Annotated in this window: 14 protein-coding genes; 5 read left to right on the forward strand and 9 right to left on the reverse strand. The window is 44.9% G+C overall.

Annotated elements, in window-relative coordinates:
- Nucleotides 1–42: 42 nt before the first annotated feature.
- From H1230_RS26665 to H1230_RS26675, 3 genes are all read right to left on the reverse strand, one after another.
- Nucleotides 43–717 (reverse strand): YjgB family protein, encoded by a 675-nt coding sequence (locus H1230_RS26665; protein WP_239712832.1) that lies wholly within the window; start codon nt 715–717, stop codon nt 43–45.
- 154 nt (nt 718–871) lie between these two features.
- Nucleotides 872–2158 carry a hypothetical protein gene (locus H1230_RS26670; RefSeq protein ID WP_239712833.1) on the reverse strand — a complete coding sequence of 429 codons (1287 nt, stop codon included), beginning with the start codon at nt 2156–2158 and terminating at the stop codon, nt 872–874.
- 108 nt (nt 2159–2266) lie between these two features.
- Nucleotides 2267–8644: a X2-like carbohydrate binding domain-containing protein gene (locus H1230_RS26675; RefSeq protein ID WP_239712834.1), complete on the reverse strand. Its 6378-nt coding sequence runs from the start codon at nt 8642–8644 to the stop codon at nt 2267–2269.
- A gap of 439 nt (nt 8645–9083) precedes the next feature.
- Here H1230_RS26675 and H1230_RS26680 point away from each other — a divergent pair, with 439 nt between their 5' ends.
- The 3 genes from H1230_RS26680 to H1230_RS26690 are packed head-to-tail and all read left to right on the forward strand — an operon-like array spanning nt 9084 to nt 12146.
- Nucleotides 9084–9581, forward strand: coding sequence for an RNA polymerase sigma factor (locus H1230_RS26680; RefSeq protein ID WP_275591266.1), 498 nt, complete (start codon nt 9084–9086; stop codon nt 9579–9581).
- Nucleotides 9578–9916: a hypothetical protein gene (locus H1230_RS26685; RefSeq protein ID WP_239712836.1), complete on the forward strand. Its 339-nt coding sequence runs from the start codon at nt 9578–9580 to the stop codon at nt 9914–9916. Before H1230_RS26680 ends, H1230_RS26685 begins: the two co-directional genes overlap by 4 nt.
- Nucleotides 9906–12146, forward strand: a complete 2241-nt coding sequence (locus H1230_RS26690; protein WP_239712837.1) for a carboxypeptidase-like regulatory domain-containing protein — start codon at nt 9906–9908, stop codon at nt 12144–12146. The genes H1230_RS26685 and H1230_RS26690 overlap by 11 nt, the downstream gene beginning before the upstream one ends.
- Nucleotides 12147–12238: 92 nt before the next feature.
- Here H1230_RS26690 and H1230_RS26695 read toward each other — a convergent pair whose 3' ends face one another.
- The 4 genes from H1230_RS26695 to ltrA form a co-directional block, all read right to left on the reverse strand.
- Entirely contained in the window at nt 12239–12763 is a 525-nt protein-coding gene (locus H1230_RS26695; RefSeq protein ID WP_239712838.1) for an AAA family ATPase, read from the reverse strand.
- Nucleotides 12760–13482 (reverse strand): metallophosphoesterase family protein, encoded by a 723-nt coding sequence (locus tag H1230_RS26700; protein ID WP_239712839.1) that lies wholly within the window; start codon nt 13480–13482, stop codon nt 12760–12762. The genes H1230_RS26695 and H1230_RS26700 overlap by 4 nt, the downstream gene beginning before the upstream one ends.
- Before the next feature lie 8 nt (nt 13483–13490).
- The gene (locus H1230_RS26705; protein WP_239712840.1) at nt 13491–13970 is read right to left on the reverse strand and encodes a hypothetical protein; all 480 of its coding nucleotides are present in this window, start codon (nt 13968–13970) and stop codon (nt 13491–13493) included.
- Between the two features lie 506 nt (nt 13971–14476).
- A complete protein-coding gene (ltrA, locus tag H1230_RS26710; protein WP_239712841.1) occupies nt 14477–15769 on the reverse strand; it encodes a group II intron reverse transcriptase/maturase in 1293 nt (430 codons plus the stop codon).
- A 364-nt stretch (nt 15770–16133) separates the two neighbouring features.
- Between ltrA and H1230_RS26715 the strand changes: the two genes are divergently transcribed.
- Entirely contained in the window at nt 16134–16280 is a 147-nt protein-coding gene (locus H1230_RS26715; protein ID WP_239711185.1) for a hypothetical protein, read from the forward strand.
- A 121-nt stretch (nt 16281–16401) separates the two neighbouring features.
- On the opposite strand, the gene H1230_RS26720 is transcribed toward H1230_RS26715, so the two are convergent.
- Both H1230_RS26720 and H1230_RS26725 read right to left on the reverse strand, forming a co-directional pair.
- The gene (locus tag H1230_RS26720) at nt 16402–18003 is read right to left on the reverse strand and encodes an ATP-binding protein (RefSeq protein ID WP_239712842.1); all 1602 of its coding nucleotides are present in this window, start codon (nt 18001–18003) and stop codon (nt 16402–16404) included.
- Between the two features lie 142 nt (nt 18004–18145).
- A complete protein-coding gene (locus tag H1230_RS26725) occupies nt 18146–19054 on the reverse strand; it encodes a L,D-transpeptidase family protein (protein WP_239712843.1) in 909 nt (302 codons plus the stop codon).
- Between the two features lie 210 nt (nt 19055–19264).
- Between H1230_RS26725 and H1230_RS26730 the strand changes: the two genes are divergently transcribed.
- Entirely contained in the window at nt 19265–19750 is a 486-nt protein-coding gene (locus H1230_RS26730) for a hypothetical protein (RefSeq protein ID WP_481857096.1), read from the forward strand.
- Nucleotides 19751–19817: the final 67 nt, after the last annotated feature.

Below are 19817 nucleotides of genomic sequence, written 5' to 3' on the forward strand. Positions count from 1 at the left end.
ACATTGCTCTTCCTAGATTAGGCCCTTCTATTACTGTTTATCTTAGCCAGCCATATTATTGATTGAATCCTGTTCAGAGAATACGGAGATATGATCTACCTTCCCTGTCGATTCCGGTATGATAAATTTAAGCTGATATTGCTTATTGGCTTCGTAAGTATATATTTTATCTTTGCCATTTTCTTTAATCTCGTGCGGCTTACCGAGCGCTCCTTCAATCTGTTTCAGCGTCAGTTGCTGCAGGCTTGCTTCACTGGAACGAACGTCATAGATTTGGCTGCCTTTATTAAAACCAAATACGACATGTTTGTCCGTGTAGGTGGAATAGATGCCCGAGCCCGCTGCTTCTTCCAGATCTGGCTCACCCCAAGCAGCCTTTACGTCGTCGATTAGTCCATTATGTGCAGCAAATTCCACGCCCGGTACCTTGCCCTGCTTGGCAAGCTCAAACAATTCCTTGAGCTGTTTGGCGGCAGCCTGCGGACTGGCTGTTGCTGTATTGGGCGCATTCGTTACAGCAGCAGTAGCCGCCGGTGCATCCGTAGGAGCTGGAGATGCAGTGACCTCCGGTTTAGCAGTCGCTGCCACCTCAGTTGGTGCCACTGTGGGTGCTGTCGTTGGCGATGCCGCGTTCTGATTGCTTGAATCGCATGCCGTGAGTCCGAGCAACCCTGCAAGGATCATGAATCCCGCTATCTTTTTAAAATTTGCTGTCATGTTGTCATCTCCCTGATTGGTTAAAGAACTTCTGATTGCTATTTCAGACGGAGGTGAGAATGAAAAGGTTGCGTGACCTAAAGAGTGAATTCTGTCGGGAACCGGATTTAACCATTATTATGATACTTGATCAACTATGAATAACTCATTATGTTTACCTGCTGCTTAAATACTCATCTGCTATCTTTAGGCAAATATCCCTAGAATCATAAACATGATCAATCAAGTACTTGATAAACAGGTCTTCAACTTCTTCACTGTCTAGAGTCGCCAGATAAAGAAAAACATCTTCACGTAAACTTTTCCAATTTTCTTCTTTGCTAATTCTCTTACAAAGTTCATACGCTCGCTTGGGTTCAATTAACTGCAACTTTTTTAAAATCATTTCCAGCTCAAATTCTGCTCCTTCATCCCAATTCGCTATAACCTCATCAACATGTTCTTCCGAGATATCCTCTGCCATATCAGAAAAGGCTATTGATAAATAGTCAGGATAGCTCCTTGTTCCAAAGTCTAGCATCGAGAAGTTATTATCTTGCTCTGCTTTCTTACAATCTTCAAGAACGGCTTGCACATCTTCTGCCGCAAGTTCCCATTGTTTAGCAGCAAATGATTTTTTTAGATACTTGTAAATTCTCTGTGGTTTTTTAAAGCTGTTAAATTCATATTCTTCACCACCAGCAAAAAGATAATTCGGCTGATTGTCTTGGCTGAGTCCAAACCCGGTAACTTTAATTATAGTTAAGCAATCCATTTTTTTATTCTCTATGTATGCAGCGGTTGCTCTGTGGTGTCCATCTAACAATGTGCTCATGAAACCTTCATAGTAAATGGCCAGACCGGTCATCTTCTTTCCATTTTTTATCTGCTCCCGATAATAATCAACCCTATCTTTATTCAAACAATCCATTCTTTGAGAGGGTAATATGAATTTTGGAGTACCCGAACTATAATGATTTTTATAAAATACATCCGAAGTTGCGTTGAAGGTTCTTTTTGTTGTGGATAAATTCCAGAAATAATGACCTTCTCCATCTGTGGGCAGCATTTCGATACGAGTGAGCAAGTAATATCCGTTTTCTAATATGGATAGCAAGGGTTTAACCTTTTCAAAAGTGCTATGAATGTCAGTATCAGGCTCTTGTGAATATTTAATTTTTTCAATTAGGGATTTATCTGCTCCTGCTCTACCCAACCCTATACTTAGAATCTTGGCGCAAGTTGGACAATATATCTCTTCTCCGTGACTGTTTATCAATGGTTTATTATCCAGCATTAGAAAACTATGCAGCCCTCCAACTTTATCCCTTCCCTGTTTAGTCGATAACTTACCGCTTCCTTTATTTACTCGAAATAAAAGAGCGTCGTTTCCCCACCGATTATTAGTTCCGTGGATTATTTCTTCGCTCTCTATAGATTCAGAGAAATCAAATATTTTCATTACTTCACCCCCAAGAAAGTCTCAGTAAAATTATACCGTTAGATGTACACAGAAAAATAGCCCTCTCCATCAGGAGAAGGGCTATTTCATTCCGCCGATTACATCACATTAGATCAAATCGGATTTCTGCAAAAGTCTCTCTATCATAGCGGCAACTTCAGCTCTGGTAATATACGCTTTTGGCGCAAGCTGTGTGGCGCTTCTACCGGAGACAATACCTGCTTGTAAGCTGTCAGCAATGCTGTTCTTCGCCCACTCTGAAGCTTTAGCTGCATCAGCATAGGGATTCAGCAGTGCCCCTGTAGCTTCGGTTGGAAGCTTAGCTTTAAGTGCGGTGATCTTCATTGCTTTTGCAATAATCACCATCGCTTGTTCCCGGGTGATCTTGTCTGTCGGACGGAAGGAACCGTCTTCGAACCCATTGATCAGGTTATAGCTGAATGCGGTCTGAACAGCGCTGCTATACCAATCTGCTGCTTTCACGTCAGCGAATGGAGTTGCACCATTCTCCAATTTGAGTCCCAATCCACGAACGATAATAGCTGCAAATTCTGCACGCGTGATATCTTGATCAGGATTGAACATATCGTTGCCAACTCCGTCAATGACCAATCGTGAACCCATGTTATTCACGGCTTCTTTTGCCCAATGATTAGCGACATCCTTGAATTCAAGCGGATGCCAGACAATGGAATACGTACTGTTGGTTAAGCTGTTCAATTTGGCAAAATATTTACCATCGATCACAACGATCTTAGTCGGTACATGACGTACAGTTCCATCTGGATCAACAACAATGCCTGTTGTGATTCTGTTCGGATCTACGCCATCTGGAATAGCAACCGTACGTTCTACATAAGCGTTGAACTTGGTCACTGCTATTGTAGTATCTCCATAAATAGCTCGTACTGTAAATTCCAGCGGAGGCATTACTTCGGTGAAATCACCTTTAGCTGCTGAGTCCTGTACTCTTTTCAGTACATCTGCTGTTGGAACGGCTATTTCAATTTGAATCTTGATATCCTGAAGGGCTACCGTTTTCCCAATTTGCGCAGATATCGAATCAATATTGATTTGCTGAGCAGGTAGGGTGTAGGTCGCGCTTGCGGTTTTGATTTCCAGAATAGCCTGTTTTTGTTCCATGCTCTTGACCATTTCGCCCGTCAATTCACCAACTACAACATCCGATTTCAGATTTACCGGAATCGTAATCACAGCACCTTGACCTTCTGCCGCGAGTTTATCTTCCAGCTTCTTCTGATCGATTACAACAGTTGTGACCGATTGCTGATTTACTGTCACTGTTGTTGCTGTACCCGCATTCTCCACCTTGCCGTTGACAAGGATATCAACTCCAGTGGTGGTTTCTGGTGTACTCGGAGTGCTTGGTTGAGTAGGTTGTGTAGGTGTAGAAGGTGCTACAGGTGTTACGGCATTGGAGAGAACTGACGCTACACTGCTGCCAGCGCTATTGATCGCTTTTACCGTAAAGGTATACGTCACTCCATTGGATAGACCCGTTATTGTAATGGGACTATTGGTTCCAGTTGCCAGGATGTTGCCTAAGGAATCTATAACCGCATATCCTGTAATCAGGCTTCCCCCGTTATCGGTCGGAGGTGTAAATGAAACTGTAACTTGACCATTTCCGGCAATAGCATTTATATTCGTTGGTGCCATCGGAACGGTTTTTGGAGTTGCATTCATTTCGTTGGATGAGGCACTGTCACCGCCAAGATTAGTTGCTCTAACTACAAAGTAATACTTGGTTCCATTAATCAAACCAGTTGCATTATAGCTGTATACCGAACCACTAACTGTGGCCACTTCGTTTCCGTAGGTTCCAGATGTTAAGCTTTGGTATATTTTATAACCGGATGAACCCTCCACAGCACTCCATGAAAGACTGACTTGGGCATTTCCAGCTATAGCCGATTGCACTAAAGGTACTCCAGGCAGAACCACTGTACTGTCGCTCACTGTAATCACCAGTGTCTGCGTCGCTCCCGCACTGAATGTGAACGTCAAGCTGGTCGTGCCGACTGGCTGTGTCGCCAGGTAATCCTTACTAATCGTTACCGTGGTGCCCGAAACGGTGTAATCCGTTCCCAAGACTAACGGGGTTACTCCGTTCGCGATTCCAATAAGCGTATTGCCATTCAACGTCAACGTGGTCGTTACATCTGCTTGCGCCGAAGTCTTCTTATCAAAACTTCCGGTTGCTGGTGTAATCACACTGTTCAGTGGCGTAGTGTCGCTCACTGTAATCACCAGTGTCTGCGTCGCGCCTGCACTGAATGTGAACGTCAAGCTGGTTGTGCCGACTGGCTGTGTCGCCAGGTATGCTTTGTTAATCGTTACCGTGGTGCCCGAAACGGTGTAATCCGTTCCCAATACTAACGGCGTTACTCCATTCGCGATTCCACTAAGCGTGTTGCTGTTCAACGTCAGTGTGGTCGTTACATCTGCTTGCGCCGAAGTTTTCTTATCGAAGCTTCCGGTTGCTGGTGTAATCACACTGTTCAGTGGCGTAGTGTCGCTCACTGTAATCGCCAGTGTCTGCGATGCTCCCGCACTGAATGTGAACGTCAAGCTCGTGATGCCGACTGGCTGTGTCACCAGATAATCCTTACTGATCGTTACCGTGGTGCCCGAAACGGTGTAATCCGTTCCCAAGACTAACGGGGTTACTCCGTTCGCGATTCCAATAAGCGTATTGCCATTCAACGTCAACGTGGTCGTTACATCTGCTTGCGCCGAAGTCTTTTTGTCAAAGCTTCCGATTGCTGGCGTGATCACACTGTTCAGTGGCGTAGTGTCGCTCACTGTAATCGCCAGTGTCTGCGTTGCGCCTGCACTGAATGTGAACGTCAAGCTGGTTGTGCCGACTGGCTGTGTCGCCAGGTAATCCTTACTGATCGTTACCGTGGTGCCCGAAACGGTGTAATCCGTTCCCAAGACTAACGGCGTTACTCCGTTCGCAATTCCACTAAGCGTATTGCCATTCAACGTCAACGTAGTTGTTACATCTGCTTGCGCCGAAGTTTTCTTATCGAAGCTTCCGGTTGCTGGTGTAATCACACTGTTCTGCGGCGTGGTGTCGCTCACTGTAATCACCAGTGTCTGCGTCGCTCCCGCACTGAATGTGAACGTCAAGCTGGTTGTGCCGACTGGCTGTGTCGCCAGGTATGCTTTGTTAATCGTTACCGTGGTGCCCGAAACGGTGTAATCCGTTCCCAAGACTAACGGGGTTACTCCGTTCGCAATTCCACTAAGCGTATTGCCATTGAACGTCAACGTGGTCGTTACATCTGCTTGTGCCGAAATTTTCTTATCGAAGCTTCCGGTTGCTGGTGTAATCACACTGTTCAGTGGCGTAGTGTCGCTCACTGTAATCGCCAGTGTCTGCGTTGCGCCTGCACTGAATGTGAACGTCAAGCTGGTCGTGCCGACTGGCTGTGTCGCCAGGTAATCCTTACTGATCGTTACCGTGGTGCCCGAAACGGTGTAATCCGTTCCCAAGACTAACGGCGTTACTCCGTTCGCGATTCCACTAAGCGTATTGCCATTCAACGTCAACGTGGTCGTTACATCTGCTTGCGCCGAAGTCTTCTTATCGAAGCTTCCGGTTGCTGGCGTGATCACACTGTTCAGTGGCGTAGTGTCGCTCACTGTAATCGCCAGTGTCTGCGTCGCGCCCGCACTGAATGTGAACGTCATGCTGGTCGTGCCGACTGGCTGTGTCGCCAGGTATGCTTTGTTAATCGTTACCGTGGTGCCCGAAACGGTGTAATCCGTTCCCAATACTAACGGCGTTACTCCGTTCGCGATTCCACTAAGCGTATTGCCATTGAACGTCAACGTGGTCGTTACATCTGCTTGCGCCGAAGTCTTCTTATCGAAGCTTCCGGTTGCTGGTGTAATCACACTGTTCTGCGGCGTGGTGTCGCTCACTGTAATCGCCAGTGTCTGCGTCGCTCCCGCACTGAATGTGAACGTCAAGCTGGTCGTACCGACTGGCTGTGTCGCCAGGTAATCCTTACTGATCGTTACCGTGGTGCCCGAAACGGTGTAATCCGTTCCCAAGACTAACGGGGTTACTCCGTTCGCGATTCCACTAAGCGTATTGCCATTCAACGTCAACGTGGTCGTTACATCTGCTTGCGCCGAAGTCTTCTTATCGAAGCTTCCGGTTGCTGGCGTGATCACACTGTTCAGCGGCGTGGTGTCGCTCACTGTAATCGCCAGTGTCTGCGTCGCTCCCGCACTGAATGTGAACGTCAAGCTGGTTGTGCCGACTGGCTGTGTCGCCAGGTATGCTTTGTTAATCGTTACCGTGGTGCCCGAAACGGTGTAATCCGTTCCCAATACTAACGGGGTTACTCCGTTCGCAATTCCACTAAGCGTATTGCCATTGAACGTCAACGTGGTCGTTACATCTGCTTGCGCCGAAGTCTTCTTATCGAAGCTTCCGGTTGCTGGGCTGATCGTAGATGCACCTGTCGACACTGTCGACATTACTAATTGTGCATTCCCAGCGATGATAACTTCATTATTCACTTCCATTAATTCATAGGCATCGAACACATCTGTTCCTACCTCAGCAGACTGCCAAGTTGTACCTTGATTAGAAGAATAATAAACAGCTATATTACCAGATTCTTCATATACAACCGTATAGATATTGTTGCCTTTTTGCGCTAATAACGTTGAAGCATAAGCAGGATAGATACCAGTTAATACCGTTGGAGCACTCCAAGTGACTAGATCATCACTCGTACGCGAGAATGCATAGTAACTTACTGAGTCAGAACCAAATAGAATATACTTGCTTCCATCATATATAATATTGTTCAATATGTCGGTTTGGTTTGGGTACGTGCTAGAATGATCCACCCATGTCACACCATCTACAGAAGTCCAGATACCTAAAGTATCTATAGCACCAGTAGTACTATCATTACCGTAACCTAAAGCAATAAATTGATTATTCGTATACGATACGGAATAAATATTATCCAGTTGATTCGCAGGTACTGTCGGGCTTGTCCAGGTAATGCCGTCTACTGATGTTTTTAATACACCAACAGCCCCCTTTACTCCAACAGCTACAAATTTCCCATTTCCAAAAGCGACATCAGTAAGCGCCGTTGAATCATTTAGACTATTCTGTATAGTCCACGCTGTACCATCATTTGATGTTGCCAAACTTGTAATGGATTGAAAAAAATCACCTACAGCAACATATTTACCATTGCCGTATGCCTCAGCTCTAAAAGGTGCAAGCCGGGAGGACAGAGTCACTCTATCCCATGAAGAGAGATCCGTAGATGTCCACAACGAACCCTCATTTCCTTCTTGTCCAGCGGCGATATATTTGGTTCCATCAAAAATAATCTCATTATACACTCCGCCCCATAAATAATTCCAATCGGAACCATTGGACGAACTGATCATTCCTTCATTCCCCATTCGAAAATACTTTCCATTAATGAAAGCTGAATTCTGTCCGACGAACTGCTTTTGAAAGGGCTGCATCGTCCACGTTGCACCGTCTGTTGATGTATAAACAGCTCCATATCCATAAGGAGCCTGATAGCCAAATAAGTAATACTTTGACCCATCATACAGCCCGTTAAACATCTGATTCGTTGTTTCAGGAGATGTTGCATTTAGGTTAAAAGGAGCACCTACTATAGTAAATGTAGACAAATCCGTTGAGGTCCAAATATTGGCAGACGGATCTGAAATAAAATACCGATCTTTTAACCATATCAACATATTTGTTCCGGTTGATTGTGCTCCACCCGCTGTCGTTGGATGTGATGTAGTCCAAGTAGTGCCATTTGTTGTCGAATAAAGATTCCCGCTCTGATCACCTACAGCTAACCGTGTACCGTTATTCCCTACGGTAATTGGTGACAGCCACACAGAAGGACTCAATCCTGTCGGCGTAACGGTTGTCCAAGTAATCCCGTCGCTTGAAGTCACAAACTTTCCTAGGGAAGTGGCATAAAAGGAAGCGTTTCCATTTAAAGTAAGAAATTCCGTATTCCAGATATTAACAGATACATTAGAAGTTCGTTGCGTCCATGTCGCCCCGTCGGTTGAGGTTAGAATGACTCCCTCACTGCCAGTAGCAACAAATAGACCATTCCCAAATGCGACTCCATTGAAGGAAAATGTACTCGGACTAGTTACGCCTGTATAAGTACTGTCGGCTTTTGTTTTTACATTTACCCAATTTACTCCGTCCAAAGATTTGACAATAGAGCCATACGAACCGACTGCCACATATACATTATTTCCATAAGCCACATCTGCCATTGAACCTGAAGGCAAAACAACCTTGCTTTTGGTAGTAAAGGTGTCCGGTCCGGGACTTCCTGCATTAGCAGCGGGTGTGTGGAATCCAAACAACAACATGATTCCCAGCAATAAAACCCCTGCCTTTAGAACTTTTAATTCTTTGTAATATATCCCCAAATTATCTGCCCCCCATGATCTTACAGGTTATTAAAACATGTAAACTGATGTGATTATTCATCCAAAGGAATGTGCGGAACTAGAAGAGATCACCTCTCTCTAATTAGATATGATATTTATCACTTTTATATCGGATGATTCGACAAAGTATGTTATATCTCCTTTGTTTTTTTCTCTTATTTTCATAAATATATGGAATTATTTTCTTATGGACTCCGTCAGAACGCCTCGCGTAATTAGAGAGACATGTTTAGTAGGTTTGGAGCATTCTTCATCACATCGTCTAAAATGTGCAATATTTCGAATTAAGGAAATTTATCCCTGAAAAAGCGCAACCTTAATGCTCCAAGACGCATCTTAATAATATATAGAGGAGGGGAGCTTCACTCTGGATATTATAGAAAGACTCAAAGCGAAAGATGAGACCGCACTCCGCTATCTGATGAATGAATACGGAGATATGCTGTTAAGGACAGCCAGCTTGCTCCTGAAGGACCCACAAAGTGCGGAGGAAGCCGTACAGGATACCTTCATCCAAGCTTATGCCAAAATTACACAGCTACAGGAACCTGAACGGTTAAAAGCCTGGCTGGTTCGCATCGTGGTCAACCGCTGCCATATGCGGCAGCGGACCTGGAGCTGGCGCAATATTTTTCCTGTTGGAGTTCTAGATCCACTCTCACACGGTGAATTTGGCTTCGCGGTCGGAGCCGAAGAGCTTTTTATGACCGAATGGCATAACGTCAACCTTGCTCAGGCTGTTCGTAGTCTTGATTACATATACCGCGAAAGTCTTGTTCTGTATTATTTTCATGAAATGAGCATTTGTGAAATTTCCGCCCAGTTACATACACCTGAGAATACAATTAAATCCCGGCTCGCCAGAGGACGAACTCTATTAAAGAGGCTATTGGAGAAGGAGGCCCATTTCATATGACAACGGAACGCGAAGAATTCAAGCAACAGCTTAATAACGAATTGGCGTCCATCCAATTCACTGGCCACGATCGGGTCATAAGGCAGACTCACCCGCCTACCCTTAGAAGTCGTCTTCTGGCATTTTGGAACAAGGAGATTGAGCTTCCGGTCAAGCTGGTCGGAGGCGTAAGCGCGAGCCTATTGGTAGTATTTCTGTTATTAAATCTGCTGTATGTTGGAGCACCTCAGCAGAATTCACAGCAACAACAAGGACTCCGTGAATTGATCGAGGTTGGGGGAAATACCTACTGGAAGGACATTTATGAGCAGGCGGTGAAGCAGCATGACAATTAATTTCAAAGTTAAACATCTGATCCTGTTCGTACTCATCCCTGCCTCTCTGCTGTTCATTCTAATGACCTATGTGCCATCTCTACTAAATTTGAGTGAACCCACCTCTACTAGTCCTTCAACTGCACGGGCAGCATTTCTGCAAAAGCTGGATTCCACAAGTGGGAGCAAGCGTATGGAGCTTATCCGCAAGAATGTTATTGACGCTGGCACCAATTATGCCGCCTATAGATTCGATGTTTATATTGGTTCCACTATGAGCAATTGGAGCAATGCCGAGGAGGATTCAGTGCGTCTACTTCCGGAGGACAGGATTGTTGTGCTGGAGGAATATATCCGTGAAGGTCCTGCAGATAACACACTAGTCTCTGCAGCCCAACAGCTAACCTATGAATATGATGCGCTTAATCGGAAGGCGGATGGGACTCAAGCGCTAATAACCGCAGAGAACCGATTCGGCAGTCACTCCTACCCGGCAAAGGTATTGGCGTTGTCCCTTGCAGAACGGGCCTTAAATCGCGGAGATTTACCTGCGGCCGAAGTTATTCTAGATCAGCCTAACTACCCGGCTATAGATAATCAGTCCGAGCTGGATGCACGGAAGGCATGGCTAAAGGGACGGCTGCTCTTCGCTAAAGCTAGAACTAAGGAAGCCCTAACTGTCGTAAGCACTGGATTGGCAAGTTATGAGAAATCCTTAAATGATTCCAAAGCGGTGTCGCTAGACGCTGGTGATACCGCTTTAGTGGCCCAGCTTAAAGCATTATTATTGACTATTCATTCTGCTATCGACACAGGATATGCTGCACCTACTACAGTATCTGGAACCCTTATGCGTAGTGATGGAACACCAATCCCACGGGCTGGTGTGTTCCTCCGGGCCGAGCATATGATCTATCGGAGCATTTCGAAGGATGAACCTTACCGGATCATCACTGATGAACAAGGTCACTTCCAATTCTCCGGCATTACTCCTGGTTTCTATCAGCTCCAGCTTGGGCTCAGCTTTGAGCAAATTGACGGTTGGACCTGGCCTTTACAAGCTGACGACTGGATTGAAGTGAAGCAGGGTGCGGCTGTGAATAGTAATATTATCCTCCAGCCTCTACTGGAGCTTCAGTCTCCGGTTAATCAGGAGACGATCAGCGGACAGACGGTTGATTTCCGCTGGAAGAGCGTTAAAGGAGCTGCTTACTACAATCTAAACGGCAATATCTGGTCAGGGGAAAGTTCATTTGGTGGACAGCTCCGGGGCCATATCACAGATAACTATGTATCCATTCCTGTTGACGAAATGTACTATCACCCCGGAGGCTTGTCTTTTGGCAGTAGTGGAGATTGGCAATCGGTTGATCCGTTATCTCTACTCGGGTATATGAATCCAGATAACCGCTTTTCGTGGAGCGTCGAAGCTATGGATTCGCAGGGCCGTCTGATCACCCGCAGCAATGGTTACCGATTGAATGAGGAATCCGTCGGTAATCTCCCTTTCTTCTTTCTCAAGGAACGGACGCTGACGGTCGCCGACCAGCTTCTACTCGATAAGAAATTAGATCAGGCATGGGCAGCTTACCGCAAGGATTACACAGGAAATCCACAGGATGTGCATGCCCTATTTATGCTGATTAATATGATGAATGCGAAAGCTTCTATTATGGAAGATCCACAAATTGAAGCTGCGACAATCCCACTACTCCAAAAGCTTGTGCAGCTCTATCCCTCATCATGGAATGCCAGTATGCTAGCATTTTACTTCTACAAACAATCCAATTGGGAGCTTTATAATCAATATTATTCACTGTATTTGCAATTAAACGGGCAACCTCCAAATTCATATGATCGATCGATTAACGCTAATGCGCTGCTGCATCAGTTACAGCTAGAGGAAGCCAGGAAGCAATTTGCCATTGCTATGAAGGAAGACGACACCCACCGCTTTATCGGCAGCTATCTGGCAGCGGAGTTGTATGATGGTAAAGACCTATCTTCAGTACTGGAGCTAGCGAAGCTTTATCCAGAGCATAGCTACGGCCACAGCGGCAACCGCTGGCCGAACCTGATGGAGAAGCTCATGATAGAGAGAGCTGTTGAACCGAAGGCTTTTGACAGACAGTTAAAGGAGAAACTCGGGTGGTATGTGCAGGGGCAGACGAATGCTCTGGAGTTATGGGTGAAGGAGGTTGATTCTTCAGCATTAAAGGAATTTATGAAAGCCGTGTTGGCGGTTAGCTAATGCTATGATATTAAAAACTCAGAACAGTGGCCTGATCTGCCCATAAGGAGGCATTCTTAGAAAGCTAACTCTTTTCCAAAATCCGACGAAATCTACTTCAGAGAAATGTTTTGGAAAAAATGTGCTTGAATATGGGTCTCCACTGCTTTCGTATTCTTGATCATCTTCCTCTTTTCTGCCAGCTCTGCAGTCATTTCCATAATTCTAGGTATCGCTTCCCTGTCATAGCCGCGGTTCCATTCAAAAATCATCTGGTACAGATTATGCCAGGATTGTTTATAATTCCACTGCTCCATTCCCATTCTGGTTCGAATAAATCTTTTGACTACTCTATAATCCCTGACTAGCTTATTTGGTGTGAGGATAAGGATTAAATCCGCTCTAGCAAAGCTCTCTTCTCCCCATTTATAATGCACCCCTTCAACAATCCAGGCTTCCCTATTCAGAATTTCAGCTAACTTGGAGTCCCTAACCTCAATAGGAAAGCGTAGATTCTCGGCACTTCTATCCCACACCAGATTGTCCAGTTCGTAACATGACACTCCATATTTCTGTGATAGCTCCTTGGCAAGGGTTGACTTGCCACTCCCACAGGCTCCAATGATTCTGATCCTCATAGGTATTGACCTCCGTGAAAGATCTTCAATATAAACTCTCGATCAGGCACTTGAAGTTCCTCATAAGATCTTAAGAAATCAACATTATTGTAGGGGACTTCCTGTACCTCGGCCATAATCTTCTTCTCGGAAATCGTGACTATTCCATATCTGGCATACGGTTTATCATAGCAACCCAAAGATCCTGGATTAAAATACAACCTTGTATCGGATCGAAAATGATGAACAATATGATGATGTCCGAAGCACACGAGCTTATTGTCGGTTGTAGAGTAAATCTCCTCTAACGCTCCGGTTGTCGGGAGTTTGTCTATAGGTACAAACCAGTTGCTGGGATCGAGGTGATAATGGCAGAATAGCAGTTCATGGTGAAGAATGGATATTGTTACAGACATTGGCCACTTACTCATTACCTCTATGTATTTAGGTTCTATACGTTTCGCGAGCCATTCGTGATGTTGACGTTCATTGTGATGTCCTTCAGGAGGGGGTTCATTTCGAGCAGCTGCTATTACTGCTAAATCATGATTCCCCATTACAAAAGACATATCTGGTCTAGTCGTTAACTGTTCCAATACCTGATTAGAATCCGGGCCTATGCCAACAACATCCCCCAGACAATAGATATGCTCAACCTTTTTCTTAGCAATATCCTGCAGTACAGCTTGCAACGCCGGGTGATTTCCATGAATATCTGTAAGAATGGCGATTGTCTTCACTTGTGTCCTCACTTTCCAGCAGCGATAAGATGCGATATTAGAATAGCTTCTTCTCTGTTTTTTGCGGGGCTGGAAATATATCCATCGCCCTCTTGCAGCTTGTACCTCCGATTAATGTCATCCAGCTCCATCCATATTTTATCGAAGTTAAAGGAGACCGTTACTATTCCAATTGAACGTGTAGCCTTCGTTGCATCGTGGGCTGTTATCAACCCAGAATATGGAGTCTTTCCTCCTTCAAGCTTTATCTTATAGTTCAAATCATGATCTGCAGTTAATTCTCCGACAAAAATATCTGGACCCAGCAGCTTTCTATATTTATTGCCTTTGAGTTTGATGTCTGTGCTTCTCGCAAAGCTCTGATCCGCCGTTGAATAAATAATGCTGCTATATTCCCGCTCAAAAGGCTGAGGTTGCAGCCATACAAACAGCCAATAAATGATACCCAGCAGCGCTATACTTATGATAAGCCTTCTTGTCTTATTCATTGCGCCACCCAAATCGGTATAACGATTAGCATCAATGAGATTACAGCCAAACCTATCGTAGTGGATGTATTTAATTTTTGGTTCTTAGCAGATTTATACCAACCCATAAACTGAAAATAATTTCGGTACAAAATAAAAAAGAGTACAATATTCCCAATCCCCATGCTCCAGTTATAGAGGGGTGTTCCTAACATAATTGAATATATAAGCCTTTCCAAACCACCTAAAATCAATAGGGTCAAGATCAGCAAAATACACATTCGTAGTAACTCTAATATAAAGGAACCTAATTTCAGCATGACTCTAGCCGTCCTTTTCTCGTATTAAACTTTAATATTCGCTAAAGAACATCCATATTCCTCCAAAAATACATAAACATGCACCCGCTCCTCAAAGGCTACCTGTCTAGAGTAAAGGGCTGGCCTGACCAGCCCCTCCTCATCAAACCGTACGTGAGGTTTTCCCTCATACGGCTTTCCGATGTTCGTCATTCATGGGCATACAGTTTACAATAGCGTTTTAAGTCCATACTGGACGGCAATATATCTAACCTCTTTCAGTGAACCCATCCATCTTCTACGTTGTCTTTTCTTGGCATACCACCGGGTTAATCGCTGCAAAATATACCAGTCCAACTTGGCTAATCTCTTTTGGCTGTAGTTCGTGTAGTAATAATTTCTCCATCCTTGGATCTTTGGATTGAGCCATTTCACCTGTTCCGCAAACGATTTCGAGCGCATGCTCGGAGGAGCCAATCTTTCTTTGACCACCTCTCGAATGCGTTCCTCTGCCTTTTTCGTTAGCCACTGTTGTGTGGTGTAGTACACCTTGCCTTGGGATGTTTCTGCTCTCGTTTTTCGGTGATGCATCCCCAAGAAGTCGAATCCTTCGTCTCCCGTCCATAATCCTACAATGCGGGTTTTGGTCGGGTGTAGGGTTAACTCCAAACGCTCCATGATTTTGCGTATGAGCTCATACGCATGTTCGGCGTCCTTTTTCGTTTTGCAAACCACTACAAAGTCGTCTGCATACCTCGTGAGCTCCCCTACTCCTTTCCCGTGTTTCTCCCACAATTGGTCGAAGTAATTTAGATAGATATTCGCAAGGAGCGGTGAAATCACGCCTCCTTGCGGAGTCCCTAAATCCGAGCGTCTTACCGTTCCTTCTTCCATAACTCCCGCTTGTAGCCACTTCCTCATTAATTTCAGTATCCGCCTGTCATTGATACGCATTTGCACCAATTTCATAAGCTTTTCTTGATTAATGTTGTCGAAGTAGCCTTGGATATCGACGTCGACTACCCAATTTCCTTTGCGGTTGCAGGCTTTACGAATACGTTCCAACGCTTGTTTAGCACTTCGTTTCGGGCGAAAACCGAAGGATACTTCCTCAAAGTCGGCTTCAAAGATGGGCTCAATTACTAGTTTGGTTGCCATCTGTAGGACTCGATCGCGCACAGTGGGTATACCTAATGGCCTTTGCTTGCCATCCTTCTTCGGGATATAGTGTCGCCGTACAGGTTGCGGATGGTAGTTGCCTTCTTTAAGCTCTCGCTCACAGGCCTTGAGAAACGGTATTTCTCCTTGTTCCTCAATATCTGCTAGCGTCACGGCATCTACTCCTGCGGCACCCTTATTGGCTTTCACTCGCTTCCACGCTTCGCACAGTACATCCCACCGATAGATCTTGTCATACAATGCATGGAATTTACGCTTTTTGTTCGCCTTGGCCGCATGACCTAGCTTTTCTTGGAGTTGTTGAACTTTTTCCTTGGGTGTCGTTAGCCGGTTGGCATTCACTCACTCGTACCTCCTCCAAAAGCATAAACAAAGCAGGGCTCCTTCCCTCCCTAAGGTTATGTTGTCCTTAGGTTCTTCGGTACTATGAGCCCCTCGGACTCCCTTCCCACAGACGGTTCACTTCGTCTTTTGGACTTATAGAGCGTCTCTTTACGGATTCCTAAAAAAAAATTCGTGTGGGGGAGGGTCTCCCCAGTTCACTGCATTATCTTTCAAACCCATGCCGTTCCCTATACGCCGGAGGATTCTTCACTGCTGCTCCAAGTTCTGCACAGTTTCCATGGCCTTCGTCTATATTCTCGAGACTCGGCACCCTCTTTTCCCCTTTGCAGGGCCTTTTTGACGACGCGGCAGGATTCACTTCATGTTGCGGCCTGGATTGTCGCTCGCCCTGTCTCTGACAGGTACTTTTGTCGATGCGCTTTTACACACAGATTTCTCCATGCGCAAGCATCCTAGCTACCAAGGTGGCTTGGCCCCTCCTTGGGTTGGACTTTCACCAACTAGATAATGCGTGCCTCTGGGCACGCAAAATATAAAAAACCGCAGCCACTTGGCTACGGTCGAATACGGTATAGAGAAAAACGTACTATGAACAGTCCATGGTCTTGGAGAGACCCTGTTGAGCCATACTATTCCTGCGACTTCGAATGCTTCAACAAGGAGAGTACCGCATTTAACAGGTGCAGCTTACGGATCGGCTTAATAATCACAGATTCAAACAGTGATTTCGTATCATCGTCGAGATTGGTGCCGATGGGTGCGAGCAGAAATACAGAAAGTCTCTTGTGTTTATTTATTTTTCGCATTTGAGCAGTTAACGTAATTGCATCCACGCCTCCCATGTCTTTGTCGATCATGACAAGATCGAACTCCAGACCTTCAGCAATCCATTCGAGCGCCTGCTTCGGATTCTGCGTGGAGGCTACAGTAACTTCCCAGTCCTGTAACATCGAGGAGATCACTTGAAGACTAGTCTGATTGTCATCAACAAGCAGGATGTTCGTGCCGGCTAACACATCGCTTTCGAAAGGAATGGAAGGCAGACTCGAATACTTCTTGAGGAACAAGGTGATCTCAAACGTTGTCCCCACTCCCATCTCACTTTTAGCCTCGATATGTCCGCCCATCAGCTCGATTAGACGCCTGCATATTGCCAGTCCCAGCCCGGTTCCTCCATAATGGTGGACCGAACTCTTATCATGAACTTGCGTAAAGTCATTGAATAAAAGATCTAATTTATCCTGTTCAATGCCTATTCCAGTATCCTGTATGGCGATCTTCACACACACTTCCTCATCATTACGAGCAGGCAATAACTTAAGCTCCACAAAAATTTCGCCTTCATGTGTGAACTTAAGGGCATTGCTTAACAGATTCATAATTATCTGGCGAACTTTCTGGGCATCACCCAATACATAAAGAGGGATTTCCGAATCAGTATTCAGAATCATCTCCAGATTCTTCTCCAAGGCTTTGGTCGAGAACAGATAGATGGTTTCCTCTAGGGTAGAAATAATATCGAACGGTTCCTCTTCGATGTCCATCTTGCCGGCATCCATTTTGCTAAATTCGAGCACATCATTCAGAAATTCCAATAGCCGTGTATTGCTTTCATTAATAATTTCCATATAATATTTCTGCTGCTCATTCATTTCAGTGGTCATCATCAAGTCGGTCATGCCAACAATACCGTTCATAGGAGTACGTATCTCATGGCTAAGCATCGTAAACAAATCAACCTTCGACTGGATACGCTGTTCTGCAGAATCTGTCTTCTGTTCGAGTTCGATCAAATACGTGAAAAAAATTGCCAGTGCATAGAGTAGCCTTATATCGTCTTCTGAATACTCGCCTGCAGTCTGATCCATCACGCATATCGTTCCATAAGATCTCACATCTTCAAAAATCAGCGGCACTCCGACGAAGGAACGAACCCCTTGCTCACGGATAAATTCAAGCTCTGGAGATTGTGGATGGTCATGTGTATCCATTACATGCAGTGATTTATTATCATTACCGATTATCAGCTGGCAGATGTTCTCAAGTAGCAAAATTCCATCCGTTTCCTTAAAAAGCTTATCTTCATGATTATAGAACTTCTGTATGGGTTCGGATAATCCAGTATTAACAGTAATGATGATTGCATTGGCCCGCAGCAGATGCTTTAGCAGAAAAAGCATATGGTCTGCGGCATCCTCCATGTTGCGAATCGTTATATTCGTGTTCTCCATTGTAATTGTCTATTCTCCATTCTACTCACTTGTATATCTAGCATATCTAGTAAGTCTAGTATATACATATTAATGCGTATTCGCACTAAAATCCATGAATAACCAATGTCTAACACAGCACTTTTCTTCAATAAAAGATGCCTCAATTCAGGATGGTTACTGATTTGGCTTGCGGGTTCCATTTCACCTGAATTCCAAACAGCCCCGGCATACTGCCAAGTGGAATCAGTAAGCGGTTATTTTCACTACGGGAGGGCAGCATAGAAATGGTCTTTCCATTTACAAATGCAGTACTACTCAGCGGCTGATGTGTCACTTTGTATTGTCCTAGTGTAATGATTAGAGCACCTGTTCTGGCATCCTGCTGCAGCGTTCCTCCAAGCAGGGCTACGGATTCTCTCAGCGGAATAAAGACACGTGAATGATCCAGTACAAAAGAATCCTTCAGTCTAGTGGATACACCATTAATGATAAGATTTGCTGCAAACGCCTTGCTCCCCAGTGGATAGCCATTCTTGACTGCGATATGCTCCATGTCCAGTGTGGTTGAGGTAATTACGACCTTTGTGTTCTTGGCTATTAACGGATACAGCCAATGAATGTCCTCATTATGCATGCGGATACAGCCTGCACTTACATATTTCCCGATGGATGACTCATTATTATTGCCGTGGATCGCATAGGTAGTTCCTTTGGTCCCCTTTACTTCTAGTCCCAGCCAGCGATCACCAAGTGGATTTGCGGGATCGCCACCAGGGATATTTTCTTTATAATAAGGTCTGTTTTTAATCTTGACCACAATTGGAAAGCTGCCTTCTGGCGTAAGTGTCGTAGTCTTCCCTGTAGCTACAGAAAAGGTTCTCACCAGTTTACCACCACTGAAATAAGCCAGCTTATTCGTGTGTTTATTCACAACAAGCAGGTCTGAAGAACTGGCTGCTTCCGCTACTCCGGTGTAACAAGCAGCGAACAGCAGTCCGAACACAAGCAGCAGCTTGGTCGTACGCTGCAAATAAAGCTTTAATCGACGAGCTGAATAATATGGACTCATGGTGCTTCACCTCCGAGGTCTGGATACATCTGTAAATCTCCTTCATACAGACGAAAGCAAATCGGAATTGTTGCACCACAGTCTGTACCTTTTCTTATCGACTTGTCCTAGCACTGGGAGTTTCGACAGAGTCAATGAATAGTCCAGACTTTCATCAGAGATAATAAAATCGCTTCACAAAAATAGAACATGCCAAGGAGGCAAATTATTTTGAATTCAAACCTTTCCAGCCAGATCAACCAGTGTGAACAGATCATTCAGCAACTTGTAAGCCAAACTCAGCAGGCCAGTCAGAATTACCAACAGCTGATGCAGCAAGAACAGCAGAATGCTACAAGACTGGAAGAACTGGCACAACGTGAACATAAAGCAACCCAAATGATTCAACAAGCCTTGCAAGGTCATCAAACAGCTTTACAGCAATTACAACAGGTCTCACAGATCTGTAGACAGCTAGAACAAAGCTCACAGGCGAATAGCTACAGTACTTCTATGCCTAACTATAGCCCATCCTTCACCCCCTCTTATAATCAGCAGCCTATGCATTCTTCGATGAATTCTCCGCTACATTCAGGCTTCAATTCAGGTATGAATTCAGGCATGAGTTCGGGAATGGGGTCGGGTATGAACTCAGGTATGGGATCAGGCATGAATAGCTCGATGTCTTCAATGAATCAGAATAGAAGCTTCCAGTAGAGCTTCCAGTAAAAGCTAGCAATAATAGCTGATACAAGCAGCCAAAAAAATAAGGTGTCACAAAAGC

Origin of the sequence: Paenibacillus sp. 19GGS1-52 (genome assembly GCF_022369515.1) — a bacterium.
GTDB lineage: Bacteria > Bacillota > Bacilli > Paenibacillales > Paenibacillaceae > Paenibacillus_AQ.